General features: G+C 53.6%; 15 protein-coding genes, 1 tRNA gene and 1 riboswitch. Of the genes, 4 read left to right on the forward strand and 12 right to left on the reverse strand.

Annotation, left to right across the window (positions count from 1 at the left end; all coding sequences use genetic code 11):
- Window position 1: 1 nt before the first annotated feature.
- A complete protein-coding gene (cbiB, locus tag FIV00_RS17190) occupies window positions 2-979 on the forward strand; it encodes an adenosylcobinamide-phosphate synthase CbiB (protein WP_152501894.1) in 978 nt (325 codons plus the stop codon).
- A gap of 22 nt (window positions 980-1,001) precedes the next feature.
- On the opposite strand, the gene FIV00_RS17195 is transcribed toward cbiB, so the two are convergent.
- The 7 genes from FIV00_RS17195 to cobU are packed head-to-tail and all read right to left on the reverse strand — an operon-like array spanning window position 1,002 to window position 9,354.
- On the reverse strand, window positions 1,002-2,441 hold the full coding sequence (locus tag FIV00_RS17195) for a cobyric acid synthase (protein WP_173006031.1): 1,440 nt from the start codon (window positions 2,439-2,441) through the stop codon (window positions 1,002-1,004).
- Window positions 2,442-2,476: 35 nt separating this feature from the next.
- Window positions 2,477-2,785 (reverse strand): YrhK family protein, encoded by a 309-nt coding sequence (locus tag FIV00_RS17200; RefSeq protein ID WP_152501896.1) that lies wholly within the window; start codon window positions 2,783-2,785, stop codon window positions 2,477-2,479.
- A gap of 2 nt (window positions 2,786-2,787) precedes the next feature.
- Entirely contained in the window at window positions 2,788-3,270 is a 483-nt protein-coding gene (locus tag FIV00_RS17205) for a GNAT family N-acetyltransferase (RefSeq protein WP_152501897.1), read from the reverse strand.
- A 12-nt stretch (window positions 3,271-3,282) separates the two neighbouring features.
- Window positions 3,283-3,921: a cob(I)yrinic acid a,c-diamide adenosyltransferase gene (gene cobO / locus FIV00_RS17210; RefSeq protein ID WP_152501898.1), complete on the reverse strand. Its 639-nt coding sequence runs from the start codon at window positions 3,919-3,921 to the stop codon at window positions 3,283-3,285.
- A complete protein-coding gene (gene cobN, locus FIV00_RS17215; protein WP_152501899.1) occupies window positions 3,918-7,676 on the reverse strand; it encodes a cobaltochelatase subunit CobN in 3,759 nt (1,252 codons plus the stop codon). The genes cobO and cobN overlap by 4 nt, the downstream gene beginning before the upstream one ends.
- A gap of 32 nt (window positions 7,677-7,708) precedes the next feature.
- Complete coding sequence (gene cobW, locus FIV00_RS17220) at window positions 7,709-8,806, reverse strand: cobalamin biosynthesis protein CobW (RefSeq protein WP_152501900.1); 1,098 nt, start codon at window positions 8,804-8,806, stop codon at window positions 7,709-7,711.
- On the reverse strand, window positions 8,803-9,354 hold the full coding sequence (cobU, locus tag FIV00_RS17225) for a bifunctional adenosylcobinamide kinase/adenosylcobinamide-phosphate guanylyltransferase (RefSeq protein ID WP_152501901.1): 552 nt from the start codon (window positions 9,352-9,354) through the stop codon (window positions 8,803-8,805). The genes cobW and cobU overlap by 4 nt, the downstream gene beginning before the upstream one ends.
- Window positions 9,355-9,387: 33 nt before the next feature.
- A riboswitch (cobalamin riboswitch) is annotated at window positions 9,388-9,600 on the reverse strand.
- A gap of 323 nt (window positions 9,601-9,923) precedes the next feature.
- Between cobU and FIV00_RS17230 the strand changes: the two genes are divergently transcribed.
- Window positions 9,924-9,999: transfer RNA gene (locus FIV00_RS17230), tRNA-Asn, on the forward strand.
- 606 nt (window positions 10,000-10,605) lie between these two features.
- Window positions 10,606-12,342 (forward strand): sulfatase-like hydrolase/transferase, encoded by a 1,737-nt coding sequence (locus tag FIV00_RS17235; RefSeq protein WP_152501902.1) that lies wholly within the window; start codon window positions 10,606-10,608, stop codon window positions 12,340-12,342.
- 129 nt (window positions 12,343-12,471) lie between these two features.
- Here the strand turns inward: FIV00_RS17235 and FIV00_RS17240 are convergent, their stop codons facing one another.
- The 3 genes from FIV00_RS17240 to FIV00_RS17250 all read right to left on the reverse strand — a co-directional run bounded on the left by FIV00_RS17240 (window position 12,472) and on the right by FIV00_RS17250 (window position 15,813).
- Window positions 12,472-13,560 carry an amino acid ABC transporter permease gene (locus FIV00_RS17240; RefSeq protein ID WP_152501903.1) on the reverse strand — a complete coding sequence of 363 codons (1,089 nt, stop codon included), beginning with the start codon at window positions 13,558-13,560 and terminating at the stop codon, window positions 12,472-12,474.
- Between the two features lies 1 nt (window position 13,561).
- A complete protein-coding gene (locus tag FIV00_RS17245) occupies window positions 13,562-14,698 on the reverse strand; it encodes an ABC transporter permease subunit (RefSeq protein ID WP_152501904.1) in 1,137 nt (378 codons plus the stop codon).
- A gap of 74 nt (window positions 14,699-14,772) precedes the next feature.
- Window positions 14,773-15,813 carry an amino acid ABC transporter substrate-binding protein gene (locus FIV00_RS17250; RefSeq protein ID WP_152501905.1) on the reverse strand — a complete coding sequence of 347 codons (1,041 nt, stop codon included), beginning with the start codon at window positions 15,811-15,813 and terminating at the stop codon, window positions 14,773-14,775.
- Between the two features lie 347 nt (window positions 15,814-16,160).
- Between FIV00_RS17250 and FIV00_RS17255 the strand changes: the two genes are divergently transcribed.
- A complete protein-coding gene (locus FIV00_RS17255) occupies window positions 16,161-17,054 on the forward strand; it encodes an MBL fold metallo-hydrolase (protein WP_152501906.1) in 894 nt (297 codons plus the stop codon).
- Window positions 17,055-17,109: 55 nt separating this feature from the next.
- Here the strand turns inward: FIV00_RS17255 and FIV00_RS17260 are convergent, their stop codons facing one another.
- Window positions 17,110-17,745: a VOC family protein gene (locus FIV00_RS17260; protein WP_152501907.1), complete on the reverse strand. Its 636-nt coding sequence runs from the start codon at window positions 17,743-17,745 to the stop codon at window positions 17,110-17,112.
- 8 nt (window positions 17,746-17,753) lie between these two features.
- Window positions 17,754-18,911 carry a PLP-dependent aspartate aminotransferase family protein gene (locus FIV00_RS17265; protein WP_152501908.1) on the reverse strand — a complete coding sequence of 386 codons (1,158 nt, stop codon included), beginning with the start codon at window positions 18,909-18,911 and terminating at the stop codon, window positions 17,754-17,756.
- Window positions 18,912-18,946 lie beyond the last annotated feature (35 nt).

An 18,946-nucleotide genomic window follows, 5' to 3' on the forward strand; every position in this document is an offset into this window, starting at 1 on the left:
GATGCTGGTGTTGGACAATGCTTTATGGCTGTTGGTGGCAGCACTTTTGTTGGACGCGATTGTAGGTGATCCCGACTGGTTGTGGCGCCGTTTGCCTCATCCTGTCGTCTGGTTCGGCAAACTGATTTCAGCCTTCGATCACCGTTTCAACCAGCCGACTTTGTCGGATGTTAAAAGAAAGCAAAATGGCATTCTGGTTCTGATCACAATCATCTTGCTGTCGTTGGTGGCAGGTTTTTGTCTTCAGTCGCTGACAGCTAAGTTGCCTTTTGGAGACATACTCACAGTTGTCATCGCTGCTGTGTTCTTGGCACAAAACAGTCTTTACCGGCATGTTGCCGCGGTTCGGGATGGGCTTAAAGAGCATGGCCTTTCCGGCGGGCGAAAAGCGGTTTCAATGATCGTTGGGCGCGACCCGGACAAGCTGGATGAAGCCGGCGTTTCGCGTGCTGCGATTGAATCTTGCGCTGAAAACTTCTCGGACGGGGTCGTCGCTCCCGCGTTCTGGTTTGCCGTGCTGGGACTTCCCGGGCTGCTTGCCTACAAGGCCATCAACACCGCAGACAGTATGATCGGCCATAAAAATGAAAAATACGGCGAGTTCGGCTGGGCATCGGCAAGGTTTGACGACCTGATCAATTTGCCAGCGTCGCGCCTTGCGGGCCTCTTCATCGCGTTTGCAGCGCCAATGGCAAAGGGAAACATCGCCGATAGCCTCAAGTGCATTCGCTCAGACGCTGGCAAACACCGTTCTCCAAACGCGGGTTGGCCGGAAGCAGCCATGGCGGGAGCGCTCAATCTGGCACTGGCTGGCCCACGCGTTTATGCCGAATACACCGCCCAGGACAGCTATCTGAACGAAACCGGACGCAAGCAAGCGTCATCTGATGATATCGCGAAGGCACTCGTCCTACTGGTTGGTGCTTGCTGGCTTCAAGCCGTGCTGGTTGTCAGCCTGGCTATCCTTTTTGTGGCTTAGCCTATCTGAACGCCAACTGCAGTCATCTGCGCTGTGCAATATCCAAAATCGCATCTATATCCATCACTTCACCCAGGTGACTTGCAAGGTCGTCCAGAATTTCGTCGATGCGCCTGTCATACGCAACCAGTGCCCTGGCATCAAAACCGTCGAGATAAGCCGTTCGGAAATCATCGCCCGTAAAAAGCCCGTGCACATAGGTTCCATAGACGCGCCCGTCCGCAGAAATCGCGCCATCAGGCTTATCGTCTTCGAGCATCATCATGGGTCGCTCGCAATCCGGTCCCGATGTAACCCCGATATGGATTTCGTACCCTTTCACAGCAGCACCGCTTGCGATGTGATTTCCGGACGCTGATACCGTTGATTTTTGCGGTGTCAGTATCGTCGTCACGTCCAAAAATCCAAGCCCTTCGACCGTGCCGGGTGTCCCTTCAATACCATCCGGATCTGAGATCGTCTTGCCGAGCATCTGGTATCCTCCACAGACGCCAAGAATATGCCCACCACGGCGATGGTGTGCTTTCAGATCGATGTCCCAACCCTGCGCCCGGAAAAACGCAAGATCGCCGATGGTGGATTTGGAGCCTGGAAGTAGAACGATATCCGCGTCGGCAGGCAACGGCGCACCGGGTTGCACCAGTTCAAGGGTGACATCCTGTTCCAATCGAAGGGGATCCAGATCGTCGAAATTTGCGATCCGGGACATAACGGGCACGACAATTTTGACTTTGCCTGTGCCGAAGCCGTCTGCCAGTCCGAGGGCATCCTCCGCCGGCAGTTTCGCAGCGTCGGAAAACCACGGCACAACACCAAGGCCACGCCATGCTGTACGGCTTTCAATCTCGCGCATGCCCTCCTCAAAAAGGCTCGGATCGCCCCTGAAGCGGTTTATGAAGAAGCCCTTGATACGGTTTCTCTCCTCAGGAAGCAGCACCGCGTGGGTCCCAACCACGGATGCTATGACGCCACCACGGTCGATATCTGCGCATAAGACGACCGGCAGGTTCGCCGCTTCTGCGAACCCCATATTTGCAATGTCTCCTGCCCTCAAGTTGATTTCGGCCGGGCTGCCTGCTCCTTCGACAATCACAAGGTCTGAGCTTGAAGTAATTTTTTCAAAACTCTCAAGAACCCTCGGTAGGAGTGCACTTTTTTGTTTTCCATATTCTCGAGCTCGCATCGTGCCAAATCTGTTTCCCTGCACGATGACCTGTGCTCCGGTATCGGTTTCGGGTTTAAGCAGCACGGGATTCATGTGGACCGTCGCAGGCACTCGGCTCCCCAAAGCCTGAAGCGCTTGTGCCCGGCCAATTTCACCGCCATCGACAGTCACGGCCGCATTGTTGGACATGTTTTGCGGTTTGAACGGATTTACCGAAAGCCCACGATTGGCGAACAAACGGCATAAGCCTGCAACGATTAGGCTTTTGCCCACATTTGAGCCGGTTCCCTGCACCATTATCGCCGGGCAACTCCTGGCGAACTTGCTTTCAATCATTGTGCGGTGTCTTCTGACACGGGAGCGGCTCCGTAAGGTCGAAATTCCTTTGGCACCGGCAGATTTGCAAGTCGAAGCTCCAGCAACAGCCGAATGGTGGGACGGACAGCAAAGAACACTGATCCGATCAGAAACAGCCAGGTGCCTGCGAATACGAGACGCTCATAGAAGAAAAATATGCTGCCAATGATGAACAACACCGCCGCCAGAAATTCGACAATGGTTCGATAAAGTTCATATTTGCGGACAATCTCGGCATGATCTGCCGACGCGGACCGTAACGAATGATCAAAGAGCCTGTTCATTATCAAAACACCTTCTCAAAATCCCGCACCACCACGCCCCTGTGCGATCTGGTGCCGCCAGTCTCGATATAGCCAATCGATCTGTAAAACCGCTCAGCGGTAACCGTGCTCGTCAATCGCGCCTTTGTGAGGCCAAGCTTTCTAAGATGATCCTCCAGCGAGAGCATGACTGTCTTGCTGACACCACCCAGCCGAGCGTCCGGATGCACATAGTTCAACAAAACCTCGCCCACCTTTGACGCCATCCCGACACCAGCTATGAACCGGGTACTATCTGTTTGAAGGTGAGCGGCCACGACCAGATCCGGTCCTTCAATCCATTGAAGCACATTCTCCGCCGTCTTGTTGGCCAACCACGGTTCGAGTTTCGAAGTTTCGCCGAGATGATCGGCAACACAGAGTTCCGCGATTGAACGTCTCAGAACCTTTGTAATCTCTTCAACATCAGCAGCTTGTGCCGATGTTACGACACATGAACCCTGCACCGGAACTCACCTTTAGAACTCTATACCCTCTTGTGGCTTAACGCCTGATCGGAACGGGTGCTTGATTTGCGTCATCTCGGTCACAAGATCGGCAATCTCAATCAGTTCGTCTTTGGCATTTCGGCCTGTGATGACAACGTGCACATCATCGGGCTTCTCGTTCTTCAGAAAGTCGACCACTTCAGCAATGTCGAGATAGTCGTAGCGCAAAACGATGTTGAGTTCGTCGCAAAGGATCAGCCGATAATCACCGGATGTAATCATCTCTTTCGCCGCATCCCAGGCTTGTTGGGCGGCGTCTATGTCGCGCTGTCTGTCCTGTGTCTCCCAGGTAAAACCTTCGCCCATGCGCTTTATGGTCACCAGATCTGAAAATCGTTCGAGTGCTGCACGCTCGCCAGTTTCGATACGGCCTTTGACAAACTGCACAACGCCAACTTTGTGGCCATGACCGAGAGAGCGAAAAACCATACCGAAACCGGCGGTCGATTTTCCCTTTCCCTTGCCGGTATGCACAATCAGAAGACCTTTTTCGATGGTCTTGGTCGCCATGATCTTGTCGCGCGCCGCCTTCTTCTTGCGCATCTTCTCGGCGTGACGGGCATTCAGTTCTTCTTCGGTCAACCCTGGCTTGTCGTTTTCTTCGGTCACGGTGCTGGTGTCTCCACGAGATTGGATTTCATGTCACTCAAGGCAGAATGGGTCGAATTGCGACGCGGCGTCCAGAGGCCGCGCTCAATTGCGTCCTGAAATCGGTCGAGCATTTCATTGAAACCTGCAGGATTGGCATCTTTAAGGAAATCTCGAACGGTTTCATCATCCAGGTATGCGTCGTAAAGCTGATCAAAGTGATGGTCCCCAACAGCATGTGTTGTGGCTGCGAACGCGAAGAGATAATCGAGCGTGGCAACCATCTCAAATGCCCCTTTGTAACCGTGGCGCATGACACCACGAATCCATTTCGGGTTTGCGGCACGGGCCCGGACGACACGGCCCAACTCTTCCGTCAATGAACGAACCACCGGACGTTCGGGCCGGGAATGATCATTGTGATAAATCTTGGGGTCTTTTTCAGACAGCGTTTCAACCGTCGCGGCCAGCCCACCTTCGAACTGGTAATAGTCATCGCTGTCGAGCAGATCATGCTCCCGGTTGTCCTGATTGTGAAGAACGGCATCAACGGACCGCAGGCGCTTTTCCAAATCTGGGCGCGCGCCTGTCCCTTCGGCGCCGCCGCCATAAGCATATCCGCCCCAGCTCAGAAACACGTCTGCAAAATCTGCTCGTTTCTGCCAAATGCCCTCATCAATAAGCGCTTGAAGACCTGCACCATAAGCCCCTGGTTTGGACCCGAACACTCTGAAGCCCGCTCGTTGAGCCGCCGTATTCTCGTCCAGACCGTCTTCAACGAGGCGTCTCGTCTCATCTTTCATACGCGAAGCGACGGGGTTTGCGACCTCTGGTTCATTGAGTGCACCAACCGCTCTAACCGCGCTGTCGAACAGATCCATTTGGTGCGGAAATGCGTCTCTAAAGAAGCCTGAAACTCTCAATGTCACATCGATACGTGGACGCCCGAGTTCTGACAGTTTGAGAATTTCAAATCCCGTAACGCGACCCGAGCCGGTCTCCCAAACGGGTTTTGCTCCAATCAGAGCCAATGCCTGCGCGATATCGTCTCCTCCGGTGCGCATGTTCGCAGTGCCCCAACAAGTCAACACCAGGGATGAGGGCCACTCGCCCTCCTCCTGAAAATAGCGTTCCGCAATCAACTGAGCGGACTTCTGACCAAGCCGCCAGGCAGTTTCGGTTGGAACGGCCCGAACATCGACGGAGTAGAAATTCTTGCCTGTCGGCAGAACGTCCGGCCGGCCTCTCGAAGGTGCACCAGACGGCCCTGGCTCTACGAACCCTCCAGAGAGCGACGTTAACACCGCGGCGATTTCGGCATTCCCAGACCCGCAAACCGAAGGCCGAAGGGTTTCATTGACCTCACGAAGAGCCGCGTTCGTCGATATCCAGTCTTCTGGCGCATCCGAATTGCCGGATATCAGTCGCTGGGCTAGCACCTCAATTCGCTCGACAGTGTCACCGTTGGAACGCCAGGCGGAGGCAAGCACATCTTGAAGCAGTTTGGGCCTAAAGTTGGTCCAGGCCTCGGAAAAGTCGCAGTCGAGGGGATCAAAGTCGCCAAACCCAAGGTCTTTTGCGATGGCTCTCTGAAGGCTCTCGTCTGCAGGGCTGGCCCCGCGTGGCACTCTTGCAAGTGCTGCCAGGAGATCGGTCAACTGTTCTCCGTCCGGGCTTACTCCAAGAATATGAAGTCCGTCTCGGATCTGCAGCTCCTTTAAGTCGCACAAATGCGCGTCCAAACGCGCCAAACGCGTTTCCTCGTCCATTTCGTCAGAAAGGCCGATATCCTTGTCGAGCCCATGACGTGCTGCGGCATCCAGAATGTCGCCGGTCAGTGCTTTCAAGCGGCGCGGATCCACGCCGCTGGCGAGATAATACTCATCCAGGAGTGTCTCCATCTCTTCCGCAACGCCGTGGCTTTCAGCCCGCGTCAAAGCTGGCGTCAAATGATCGACAATGACGGCAGATGCCCGTCTTTTTGCCTGCGCCCCCTCACCCGGATCGTTGACAATGAATGGATAGATGTTTGGCACCGGCCCAAGCACTGCTTCGGGAAAGCAGTTTGCCGAAAGAGCTAGCGCCTTTCCGGGCAACCATTCCAGATTTCCATGTTTGCCCAGATGAATGACAGCATCCACGCCAAAGGAACATCGCAGCCAGAAATAGAAGGCGAAATAGTTATGCGGCGGTACAAGGTCCGGATCGTGATACGTTTCCTTTGGATCAATGTTGTAACCACGCGCCGGTTGAATACCGACAACCTGATTGCCAAACCTGTGTAGACCCAAGCGGAATTTGCCGTCTGCTACGTGTGGGTCGTCTTCAGGTTGTCCCCAACGCTCAAGAACTGAACGCCTCACATCATCAGACAGCCGCGCAAAGGCCGATTGGTAGTCGTTCAGGTCAATTTCCTGAAACGCCATTTTGTCAGAACGTTTATCAAGAGAATTGGTGACCCCACTTGTCAGTGTCTCCATCAGGGCAGCGGAACTTTTTGGGGCTTCGCCGGTATCAAATCCGGCATTGTTCAATGCTTCCAGAACTTTGACACAGGATGCGGGTGTGTCCAGGCCAACTCCATTGGCAAGACGACCGTCCTTGTTGGGGTAATTTGCCAGGATCAGTGCGGTCTTTTTCTCTGCCTTAGGCTTTTTGCCAAGCTTCGCCCAATTTGCCGCCAAGTCCGCAACAAAGGTGATTCGATCAGGCACGGGTGTGAATTTGACGGGTGTTGATTGCGTCGCCTCGTCGAAAACGCCCTCTTCCTTGAACGACACGGCTCGGCTCAAGATACGCCCGTCTATTTCCGGCAACACCACATGCATGGCGAGGTCACGAATGGAAAGACCTTGATCGCTTTCTTCCCATCCCTCCTTTGAGGAAGACGAAAAGACGACCTGCAATACGGGCTTGCCCGGTCGATCCAATGGCGTGGGCTGATGCGGCGCCCCTGCCTTCGAAACGGCGAATGCTGTGCCGTTCAGAACGACGTCCGGTCGCGCGTCGGCGAAGAGGCTCTCCAGCACGGCAACGGATTCTGCTTCCTTCAGGCTCGAAACAAAAACCGGCATCGCGTTGACGCCTGCTTTGTCCAGGGCATCAACCAGGGCGTCGACCGGAGCAGTCTGGGCACCTTGTACAAGTGCGCGGTAGAAGGTGATGGCAGCCAGCGGCCTGGCCTGATCATGCCAGGTCGACTTCAAGGTGCTCAGATCCGGGGATGCGTGTCCGGGAAGATAAAGACCGGCACGCGGAAGAGGAACTGGCTGGGCGGGTTCTTCAGAATCTCCGATCAGGAATGCACAAAAGCGCAGAGCATTGGCATAGTTTTCAGATCCGCCCTCAACACAATACCGCCAAAACCGATGAACGTCTTCAACAGGCCTTGTTGACCGCCCACTGAGATCGGCATCCCATTTGTCGTCACCGGGAACAACAATCAGTTCAATGCCGCTCGCGCGTATTTCTTCTTCAAACCTTTCAAGACCATAGCGCCAATATTCGACACCACCCAGGACTCTCAAGACAACAAGGCGCGCGTCGCGGACTGTTTGCTCGGCATAAAGATCAACCGAGTAGGGATGCGACAGCGCCATCAGATTCGCCAGCCGCAAGGTTGCCCTGTCCGTCCCTAGCATTGCGTGGGCAGCTGCAAAGCTGCCCAATTCCGTATCTGCTGCGGAGAGAAAGAGTATATCGGCTGGAGACTGACCAAGGTCGACTGCGTCTCCACCGTCGTCAATCCGGCGTGTCTGGCTGGCTAAGATATGCATGTCTTTTGGCTGTGCCTGTGCTTTCCTGGCCTTTAGGCGGCGGCCTTCAAACCACCGAGAACAGATCTGACAGCATCAAGATCCAGTCCCTTCAGACCAATCACAACCAGACGGCCTGAACTTTCTGCACCCGCAGCAAACCAGGTCTCAACCCTTGGCCCAACGGCTTGCACCATGGCAGGTGCTGCTTTTCCATCAATTTCGACGGCACCTTTGATCCTGAGTACACCCTTCAACGACATTGCTTCCAGGACTTTGTCCTCGGCTTGCTTCAAACTGGCGAATGCGGAAACCGGGAGGACATGGCTTTCGAAATCATCATGGTGGTGATGATCATGATGATGGTGGTCCCCATCTTCGTGGTCATGGGCATGGTCGTGGTGATGGTGGTGATGCTCGTGTCGTCCGGACATGTCATCTTCTGCTGCAGATCCACGGCCGAGCAGCACTTCAATCGGAAGAGTACCTTTTTCCGACGATACAATGTGAACCGCCGAACGCACATCTTTGGCAATTCGACCATGCACGCTGTCCAAGGCAGTTTCAGAAACGAGGTCGGCTTTGTTGAGCACGACCAGATCCGCGCAACGTAGCTGATCATGAAAGAGTTCTTCGACCGGGCTTTCATGATCGAGGGCCTCATCAGCCGCGCGCTGCGCTTCCAGAGCGTCTTCATCCAGCGCAATCCGTCCTTCTGCCAAGGCCGCGGCATCAAGCACGGTGACAACACCGTCGACAGTCACCTTTGGCTTCACACTTGGCCAGGAAAACGCCCGTACGAGCGGTTGAGGCAACGCCAGACCAGAAGTCTCGATGACGATATGTTCGGGCGGCGTCTCGCGCGCAAGCAACATTTCCATCGTTGGGAGGAAATCGTCTGCAACTGTGCAGCAAATACATCCATTGGTCAGCTCGACCACTTCTTCAGCCTCACAATCGGGGTCCGCGCAGCCATTCACCAACGACCCATCAAAGCCCATGTCGCCAAACTCATTGACAATCAGAGCGATTCGCTTGCCGCCAGCATTTTGCAACAGATTGCGAATAAGCGTGGTTTTCCCGGCACCCAGAAACCCGGTGACGATTGTAGCCGGGATTTTTGTGCCCGGAGTTCCAAAGGAGGCGGTCATAGTTTGATGTCCGGTTGAGAGTTAGGTTTCAATATCATTGGCAAACCAGCCGCTACGAAAACGACTGTTTCACAGACTTTCGCCATATCCTGATTGAGACGGCCTTGTGCATCTCGAAACGACCTGGAAAGTCGGTTCTCCGGCACGATTCCCATGCCGACTTCATTTGAGACAAAGACGCACGGTCCTTGCAGCGACGCAACGACCTCGCACAAATGTGCGGTTTCGGCGACGACGTCTTTTTCAGCAAAATAAAGATTGGAAAGCCAAAGCGTCAGGCAATCCACAAGGACGACTGTGTTCGGGAGGCATTCTCTTTGAAGCACGGAGGACAGGTCAGTCTGTTCTTCGATCGTTTTCCAAGATGGTCCGCGCTGATTACGATGAGCATCGATCCGGCTTTCCATCTCGGCGTCGAACGCCGCGCCTGTCGCGACATAAATCTTGTCCAGGCCCGCGCCTGCCACAATATGCTCGGCAAATCGGCTTTTTCCAGAGCGTGCTCCGCCAAGGACAAGGGTGGCCCGGGAAGTATCTTTGTGCGTCAATCCAGTCTCCCAGCCGTCCGCCCGACAGCACAAAAGGGTTGCATGATCGACGGCCGGTCTCCTGGCTTGCGGCTCGGCGCGTTTTGCGCCCCTTCCCGGTCTCTTCGACCAGTGGGTTTTCGCGCAAACGCTCACCGCTTACAGTTGCGGGGGCAGCTCCGGTTTATGGCAATTAGCCGGCACCGGATTCCCGTTTCATCCGGATCAGGCCTGACCTTCTCCGGAACCGTCAGATCCTTCCTAACCTTATCCGGTTCACGGCACAAGCACTGGTGTTATCGCTTCAGCAAAATGATCAATTCCAGTCAGCGCGGCACCTTATGTCCCCACCTTCGTGAACATCGCTGACTTCACGGGACCAAAAGAACATTGCAAGGCCATCCTAGATTGGAGAATGAAAAGCTGGCTACAGCGATTACTTGTCTGAAAAATATAAGGTTTTCCACACGAGCAACAAAAAAATGTCGGCTCGATGAAAAAATAGGCCTTTGGGGCTTGGCAAACGGAGCAAGCCTTTGATATACGCATCTCCACCGACGGGGCATCGTTGCTGGCCCCGAGCGTGGTGATCCCCAGTAGCTCAGTTGGTAGAGCAAGCGACTGTTAATCGCTGGGTCGCTGGTTCGAGTCCGGCCTGGGGAGCCATCCACCTTTTTCCTGAAAATAGATCAATTTTAGCTTCCGAACTTGTGCATGGGTCAGGTGGTGCTTGGCTTGTCTCGCTATGGATGCAGGCGATTTCAGAGTCATTCGCTCAGCTGCAAGCTCTGCTCCATTTGGAGGCAGAAACACCTGCCGACGAGTGAACTTTACTGCGCGAAACCGGGACTTCTCAGTTAGCCTCTCGAGTTTGATGTTTAACGGGAGAAACCGGACAATCAAAAATTGAGCCACCATGTGGCGTTCAAGTTGCGATTACTTTGCATTTGCGATCTATAAGTGCAGTTCACAAACAAAATAATTACGATGCTCCAAGTTATACATTTCTACCGTTCGAATTTTTTACTATTATTTTGTTTTCCTTCACGCGACATTTTATTAATTAAGAAAATTTAATACATTAATTTATAGACGAACGAGCAGTTCAATTGATAGATGGATCGCGTGATAGGCGACCTGATCCGAACAACACGGTTAACCCTAAGAGAACAATTGCCTGAAATGGGCATTGAAAACCTGACAATTCAAGTTAACTCCTAAGTTGCGATTAGCAGGCTAACAAAAGAACGAAAATCACCTGCAGAGGGTTAGATGCGACGGCTAATAGATTTCTTTTTTGACCGAAGAATTATTGGACTTACGTTGCTCCTCGGGATGGCAGGTGTTGCGTTGGCAGAACGTATGGTCGTGACCCTGCCTATGGCATATTTCATCACTTTTGCGATCATCGCCTTTTCGGTATTGCTGACCGGGCGGATCAAGACATCAATCTATTTCGGCTTGGCCGTCGTGGCACTGATCGCATTTATCTCCTACGCCAAAATCAAATGGATGTCCGTGGCTCCGAATGTCGTGGATCTCTATTACTTCGCATTCAATCCCGGCACACTGGCATTCCTATTCGATGGTTTCCTGCCACTTGTGATCGGCGTGATCGTGTTGTTTTTGGGGGCGTTGGCAGCACTTATCGTTTTTGGTTGGTTCGAGACACCTTCTTCGAAAAGCAGATGGAGAGCGCTGATTGCGCTTCCCCTGTGCGTCGCGCTTGCAATCGCATTTCAACCGCGCACCTTCAGCGGCGTCGAAGACCTGATGCGCTTTCGCTACATCACTTCCGTGTTCACATCCATGAAGCATCTGGCAAACCTGGGAGACCCAATTCCGCTTCTGGAACTTCTAGACCGGGAAACAGCCGCTTTGGACAGCAGCGCTGAAACGCACGGTGTTTGCAAACAATTTGTGTCGAAGCCCGACATTCTGGTTGTTCAGTCAGAGTCGATCGTTCCACCCGAAATATTTTATGACGGAAAAATTCCAGAAGAGTTGAAAGGAGCCTTCAACGGTCCGGACGAAACACTTCGGCCCCTAAAAGTCGAGACCTTTTCAGGTGGGACCTGGATTACAACAGCAGGTTTCGTTTCCGGCTTGCCGATAACCGACCTTGGTTGGTTGACCAGCTACTCAAATTTCATTCTGGAAGGGCGAATCGGGCAGTCTCTTGTCCAGTATCTTTCCGATTGCGGATACCACACGGTTTTCCTGTCGCCACTCCACTACTCCTTCGTCAATGAAGGTCGTTTTATGGAGTCGATTGGATTTGAGACGTTTATCGATCAGCACGACATGAAAGCGCCGTCGACGCAAGAATCCGATTCCTTTTACTATGACAAAGCGCTCACCGTTCTTAAGGACCATCGGGAAAACGACGACCGACCGATCTTTATGTTTGTTCTGACCATGTCTGCCCATTCACCTTGGAACTACAGAATGGAACCAGACCGGACTGTCGCCGGAGAGCCATTTAGTCCGGACAGCGAGATCAATGAGTACTTCAGACGCCTTGCCATAAGCCGCGAAGACCTGGGACAATTCATCGAACAGGTTGAAGCCCTTAGCCAACCAACCGTCGTTCTTGAATTCGGCGATCACCAGCCTGGTCTGACTTTGGATTTCTGGCGTCGCCGGGAAGGTCCAGCCCCGCTCGCCAACAAAGAGTCGGGTGCCTACATGACTTCTTTCCAGGTTCGACCCCTAAAGACAGACCTTGCCGCACCAGTACCGTCTTTCGAGCGTCTGGACCTACAGTTTCTTGGTGTCACTCTTCTTGAAACAGCAGGGCTCCCCATGACGCCTATCCAGACAGATCTTCGCAACATGCGCGACGAGTGCATGGGTCTCTTTCAAACATGTGGAATCGAGGGGCGTCTGGATGCTCACTATGATTGCCGCGCCAACCAGCGTGTCTGCTCCAATGCACGCGTCAAATTCAAACAAAGCGGCGCGCGTAAACACGAGTATGCGCGGACCGAAGCGGCAAACGTCAATTAGACACATGCAGATCGGGGTATCGCCCGTCGTAAATGCACTTCTCGGGCCGCTTCACAACGAAAAAAGCAGAGATCGAACGTACGACCCCTGCAGATTTCATTCGACAATGGAAGAATGTCCTTTGCCGACCTAGCGTTTGGCGACGGACATCCGTGCCTTCAAATACTCTCCATATTGGCTGAGCGAGAAGATGAAGATCCAATAGATCGCACCGACAAACGCGTAGACCTCGATATAGTAAGGCGCCCATTCGACGGTGCCGAAGGCCGCATTGGCAGATGCCAGGACATCAAAGAAACCGATGATGATCACAATCGCGGTCTCCTTGAACGTTACCACGACCATGTTGATCGTTGAGGGCAACGCATGGCGGAAAACCTGCGGCATGACGATGCGGGACAGGATCTGAAACGATGTCAGTCCAAGCGCTTTGCCTGCCTCAAACTGTCCTTTCGGGATCGCCTGGAAGCCACCACGAAAAACCTCTGCCTGATAACACGCGAAAAACAGCGCAAAACCGACGATCACCCGCCAGATCTTGTCGCCATTCAACCAGTCTGGCAGAAGCAGCGGTATCACGACGGCAGCAGCAAACAGAGTTGTCAGCAAAGGCAGCGAGCGAATGAAATCGATCAACAACGATGCCGCGCCTTTGACAGCCGGCAATCGTGATCGTCTCGCAAGCGCCAACAAAAGCCCCATCGGCATGCCAAGCAAAACGACCGCTGAGAACATGAACAGGGTGAGTGCCAAGCCACCCCATTGATCGGTGGTTACCTGAGCCTGCCCAAGAAGGCTGCCATCCATCAGAAGGACGTAAGTTCCAAAACCAACAATCCAGAGTGTAACCAGTTTGCTGGTGCTCCAGAAGTGAGGCAGGCAAGACAGTACGACCGTTGCCACGATTGCTATGCATGCCAGCGTCGAACGCCAATGAAGGTCGTAAGGATAAAGTCCGAAGAGTATCAAACGGTGTCGCGCGGCAATGACCGACCAGCACGCCCCGCCTGCTTCAGCGCAGTGTTCAACGTCTTCAGCCCGCCAGACAGCGCTGAAGAGTGCCCAGTCCAGCAGCATCCAGGCCATGTAAAGCATCAGACCAAAAATGAAGACGCTGGTTAGCGAGTCGCTTGGACTTCGGAAAGCACGTTTCTTTAAGGTTCTGACCAATTGGTCCCATCTGTCAGACGTGCCGGTGACTTCGCTCGCGATCGCCATATCAGTGCCCTTTCAGCGCAAGGCGCGCATTGATGAAGTTGACGATTTGAGCCAGCGAATAATTGATCAGCAAGAAGGACAGCATCAACAATCCCATGAGCTCAAGCGTTTGTCCGGACTGGGTAATTGACGTTGACACGATATAGAAGAGATCGCTGAAACCAATCGCGACACCGAGCGTGGTCGCCTTCATGATGAAAATCCACTGGTTGCCCAGAGGCGGCATGATTGTTCGCAATGCCATCGGCATTTTAACGTGAAACCAGATGGAACGAGATGACAGACCGAGAGCCTTGCCGGCTTCGGTCAGGCCGCTCGGCACTTCGTGAAGTCCTCCACGCACCACTTCGGCAATATAGGCAGAACCGTAAAGTGTGATCGCAAGGATCATGGCAACAAGTTCGATGGAAACCGTCAGGCCGCCCTGAAACCTCAATCCCTTCTGCGCCGGAATTGAGAAAATTGAGGAATCCGCCGGTGCGAACATGGAAGCCAAGATCAGCGTCAGACCAATACCGGCAACCAACCAAAGGCCAAGCTTGTGAAGGAATTGAAGGCTCTTCAGTCGAAAGATAACGAACCCAAGCAGGACCAGGCAGGCGAAAATTCCGAGTACTGCTGACGGCGAAACATTCAGCGCTGGCAGCATCAGACCCCTGTTTGAGAGAAACAGTGCATCCCCCAGTGAATATGCCTGCCGAGGCCCGGGCATGTGGATCAAAACCGCGTACCAAAACACGAGTTGCAGTATCAGCGGCAAGTTTCGAAAGAGCTGGATATAGACGGTTGCGACCGCGTTGAGGCCAAGTTGGCGTGCATCCCTGGCAGTGCCGATCGCAAACCCGAGGATGGTGGAAAGCACAATACAAATCAGCCCGAGGAACAATGTGTTCATGAAGCCGATCAACAGCGTTCTGGAGTAACTGTCGTCAATAGATCGGTCGATCAATGAAAACGAATACGCCCAACCTGTTGCCCGTTCCAGAAAACCGAAGCCGCTCGTCATGTTGAGCTCGTCCAGTTTCGTTTGCGCGGTTGAAATCGCAGCCCAGACGATCAGGGCTACCACAACAACCAGCAACGTCTGCAATATCAGTTCACGGCGTTTCCGCCTGGTCTTGAGAGCCGCAGCATCCATTCCCGGATCCTCCTTGCCGCAACACAATAGAAAAGCGGCAAGACAAAAATGCCTTGCCGCCTCGCGAACACGGATCAGTCAAGGATCGGGGCGTAAAGAACGCCGCCATGGCTCCAGAGGTTGTTCAGGCCACGGTCAAGTTTGTAAGGAGACCCCTCACCCAGATTACGGTCGTAGATTTCCCCGAAGTTTCCGGTAGCTGCAATCATTTCACGTGCCCAGGTATCCCGGATGCCCAGACGTTCGCCCATGCCCGGATCGACGCCCAAAAGCCGTGCGATCTTCGGGTTAGGTGGATTGGCTGCCATTTCTTCTACATTTGAGGAAGTCACCCCTTCTTCTTCGGCGATCAGCAGTGCAGCAATCATCCAGTTGACCATGTCGACGAATTCCTCGTCGCCCTGACGCATCGCGGCAGCGATCGGTTCGTTGGACAGCTGGTCTGACAAGATGATGTGGGCATCCGGCTTTTCGAGCTCAGTTGCCCGCAGGACAGCCAGGAATGGGCCCCAGGCGGCAAAGGCGTCGCAACGGTTTGCAAGGTAAGCTGCGCGCAGTTCCGATGCTTTTTCGTACGACACCATAGTGTGGTCAACACCGATGGTTTTCAGATAGTTGCCTGCGAGCCTTTCAATCGTGGTGCCGGCCTCAACGCAGATTGTTCCACCGTCAAGTTCCTTCGCCTCGGTTATGCCAAGGTCGCCGTGTGCCATGAATTGCGTGCCACCGAAAAAATACGGCAGGCTGAACTGCAGACCGACCTCTGTATCGCGGCCCATGGTCCAACCGGTTGCCTTGATGATGACGTCAACATCGCCGGATTGCAGAGCGGGGAACCTTTGAGCCCAGCTCAAGGGAACGATTTGGGCCTTGTCCGGATCCCCCAGGATCGCTGTCGTGAGGGCACGGCACATATCAATGTCCAGCCCTTTCCATTCGTTTTTGTCGTTCACCTCCACAAACCCGAAGTAGCTGCCGTTGTGACCACTACAAAGGAGCGTGCCCCGCTCTTCGATCTCCGTCACTGTCGCGCTTTTTGAAAACGCGGTAACCGGGGCTGCAACACCTGCTGCGAACGCAACCGCGCAGGCGATTTTTGCAATACTGGTTGCCATTTTAGCTGTTCCCTGTTTTATATATCGGAACACTTGTTCCATTTAGTAGGTTACGAACACTCAAAAATGAGTCAAGTGAATTCTCCAATTCGCGGAAAAACTGATCGAAATTCTGCGAAACTGGCGGGGAAATGAGCAAAATTTGAAATGAGCGCATGATTACTAGGCATGTGCAGGTGGTTGAAACTGGTTGGGACCAGCCAATTTTAGGATCTAGTCGCCCCACAGCAGAAAGCGTGGACAGCAAACCGGGTCCTTACAGAATTTGATTTTTCCGCGTGCCAAGTATTTGACAGTTGTTGGTCCCGGTCCGCACACTCGGCGCAATGGCATATGAGGAGACACGAATGAGCGGTTCAAATTACCCGGTCGACTTGAGCGTCAAACCTGAAGTGAAAGCCTTTTTTGATCCGGCGACAAACACAATCAGTTATGTCGTCAAGGACCCAGCGTCTTCAGCCTGTGCCGTGGTCGACAGTGTCATGGACATCGATTATGCAGCCGGACGCATCACCTATGATCATGCCGATGAGATCATAGCCCACATCCGCGACAACCAACTTGAGCTGGAGTGGTTGATTGAGACCCATGTGCATGCCGATCACCTTTCGGGTGCGCCCTACATTCAAAGTCAGCTCGGTGGCAAACTCGGCATTGGGGAAAAGATCACCGTTATCCAGGAGACCTTCGGCAAGATCTTCAACGAAGGCACGGAATTTCAACGCGACGGCAGTCAGTTTGACATGCTTTTCAAAGATGGAGACACCTATAAGATCGGGGAGATGACCGCCATGGTCATGTGCACACCCGGCCACACTCCAGCTTGCATGGTTCACGTCATGGGGAACGCCACCTTTACAGGAGATACGCTGTTCATGCCTGACAGTGGCTCCGCTCGTGCAGACTTTCCCGGAGGTGATGCGGCAACGCTTTATGATTCAATTCAGAAGGTTCTTGCCCTTCCGGACGATATGCGTCTCTTCATGTGCCACGACTATGGGCAGAATGGCCGTGAGATCCAGTGGGAGACAACTGTCGGTGAGGAAAAAGAGCACAACATTCATGTCGGTGGCGGCAAAAGCAAAGATGAGTTCGTCAAGTTCCGGACAGAACGGGACGCACAGTTGGCGATGCCGAAGCTGATCATCCCGTCCCTGCAGGTCAACATGCGTGCCGGACAATTGCCGCCTTCGGATGAGACCGGTCGAACCTTCTTGAAGGTTCCCGTGAATGGGCTTTAAAAAGGGCGAGAAATCCCGCCCTTTTTAGTTCAACTGCCATAGACCGGCGACTAACCTAGTCCACCACGACGGCGCCATTAGGCGTTTTCAGAGCGAATGAAAGCCCTGGCTCTCCTTTGACCACCTCCGCAAGGTGATCAACATTCAGCGCCTTGAGCAGCGATACAAATTGTTCAGGCTCGGGATGTGACAGTCTGATTGTTTGAAGCTGAACGCCGAGCTCTTGTTGACCCGTCGATGGATGTGGACCAGGAGACCATTCGATAAACGCTGGCAACAGACCTTCTCCCGGCAGGCTTCCATCCTTTGGAACCGTTAAGCGCCAGGTTCTGTCGCCCCGGGCGAAGTCGACAATTTCTCCAAGATCAACCGGACTGGTTGCGACGACAGCATCAAGATCGCTGGTGTTTACGACCCACGTCAGCGCACGCGGGCGTTCGTCCAGCCTGCGCTGCGTGCCTGGGTTGTCCAATGTGAACCAGCGAACGCGTCCGGGTTCCGGTGCTTCAGGGTCAATTGAAATCAATTCGAAAAAGCTTTCATTGCCCGCTTGCATGACGCAGTTGTGCGTACTCATGGCCGCATGCTTTCCCCCACGTGGTACTGCAACGCCGAGGATTGTCTCCATCGCTTCTGCGCCACTGTCGAGGTCTTTGCACCCAATGGCGATATGGTCGATTTTGTTTTGCATCTTTGAAACTACCCCTGAAGAAATTCTAGAGCCTGAGTGACATCTGCCTTCAGGGTCTCCAGATCATCGAATCCAATGTTGAAGCGCAGCAGAGGACCCTGCCCCAGATTGCGGCTGCGTTCGCTTGTCATTGGGAGTACGAGGCTCTCATATCCCCCCCAGCTCACGCCTATTCCGAAACATGTCAATGCGTCGACAAAGGCGCGGAAATTGGCTTCCGGACATGGTTTGAAAATGATCGAAAACAATCCGGCAGCGCCAGAAAAATCTCTTTTCCAGTTTTCGTGACCGGGGCAGCTGTCAAACGCCGGGTGCAGCAATCGATCTACTTCCGGCAAGTCCGAAAGCCATGAAGCCATATCAATGCCGGCTTTGTTTTGATGTTCCATGCGCATCTTGAGCGTTCTCAGACCCCTGAGCGCCAGAAAAACCTCTTGCGCACCTGGCTTGTCTCCGAGCGACATGACTGTTCGGCGTATTCGACTGTGGTATTTTTCAGTGGCAGCAATAACACCAAGCATCGCGTCGGAATGTCCACAAAGGTGTTTTGATCCTGAATAGACAACGACATCTGCGCCGAGGTTTAGTGGATTACAGAAAACCGGCGATCCCCAGGTGTTGTCAAAAACAACCGGTACCCCGCTTTCATTGGCCTGACGCACGATTTCAGGCAGGTCACAAACTTCGAATGTTCCGGAGCCTGGAGCCTCAGCCATGACAGCGCAAGTGCTGGGCCGGATCTTCTCACCAATGGACTCCATTGGGTCAAACGGTTCGATGTCGACATTCATAGACACCAAAAGGCCGTCACAGAACGCCCGCGTATTGCCATAGAGATTATCCGCCACCAGCAGATGATCACCGGGCCTTGCCAGAGCGAGCAGTGTTGACGTGATCGCCGAGACACCCGATGACGTCAATGTTGCACCGTGGGCCCCATCCAACTCGGCCAGCAGGCGCTCAAGTGAAAACGTGGCATCATTTCCATATCGGCCGTAGTAAGGAGTGCCGTTCTCAAAGCGGGCTTCTTTTGCGGTCTCGAATTCCTCGAGCGTGCTGAAAACCACCGTTGAACCGAGTTCGACCGGCCAATTCACCTGTTTTCCGACAGGTCCGCCCGGCCGAGCGCCATGCACAAGGGCATCCGCCAGGTTAGTTTTTGTCATTTTGGGTGGCTCCAGAAATTGCGACGTGTTGAAAT

It is taken from the genome of Labrenzia sp. THAF82, from assembly GCF_009363435.1.
In the GTDB taxonomy this organism is placed as follows: Bacteria; Pseudomonadota; Alphaproteobacteria; order Rhizobiales; family Stappiaceae; genus Roseibium; species Roseibium porphyridii.

Coding starts and splice junctions, on each gene's coding strand:
- FIV00_RS17250 (WP_152501905.1), bottom strand. CDS start 15,813: ATGGCAACCAGTATTGCAAAAATCGCCTGCGCGGTTGCGTTCGCAGCA.
- FIV00_RS17265 (WP_152501908.1), bottom strand. CDS start 18,911: ATGACAAAAACTAACCTGGCGGATGCCCTTGTGCATGGCGCTCGGCCG.
- FIV00_RS17245 (WP_152501904.1), bottom strand. CDS start 14,698: ATGGATGCTGCGGCTCTCAAGACCAGGCGGAAACGCCGTGAACTGATA.
- cobW (WP_152501900.1), bottom strand. CDS start 8,806: ATGACCGCCTCCTTTGGAACTCCGGGCACAAAAATCCCGGCTACAATC.
- FIV00_RS17235 (WP_152501902.1), top strand. CDS start 10,606: ATGCGACGGCTAATAGATTTCTTTTTTGACCGAAGAATTATTGGACTT.
- FIV00_RS17240 (WP_152501903.1), bottom strand. CDS start 13,560: ATGGCGATCGCGAGCGAAGTCACCGGCACGTCTGACAGATGGGACCAA.
- FIV00_RS17200 (WP_152501896.1), bottom strand. CDS start 2,785: ATGAACAGGCTCTTTGATCATTCGTTACGGTCCGCGTCGGCAGATCAT.
- FIV00_RS17195 (WP_173006031.1), bottom strand. CDS start 2,441: ATGGTGCAGGGAACCGGCTCAAATGTGGGCAAAAGCCTAATCGTTGCA.
- cobN (WP_152501899.1), bottom strand. CDS start 7,676: ATGCATATCTTAGCCAGCCAGACACGCCGGATTGACGACGGTGGAGAC.
- FIV00_RS17255 (WP_152501906.1), top strand. CDS start 16,161: ATGAGCGGTTCAAATTACCCGGTCGACTTGAGCGTCAAACCTGAAGTG.
- cbiB (WP_152501894.1), top strand. CDS start 2: ATGCTGGTGTTGGACAATGCTTTATGGCTGTTGGTGGCAGCACTTTTG.
- FIV00_RS17260 (WP_152501907.1), bottom strand. CDS start 17,745: ATGCAAAACAAAATCGACCATATCGCCATTGGGTGCAAAGACCTCGAC.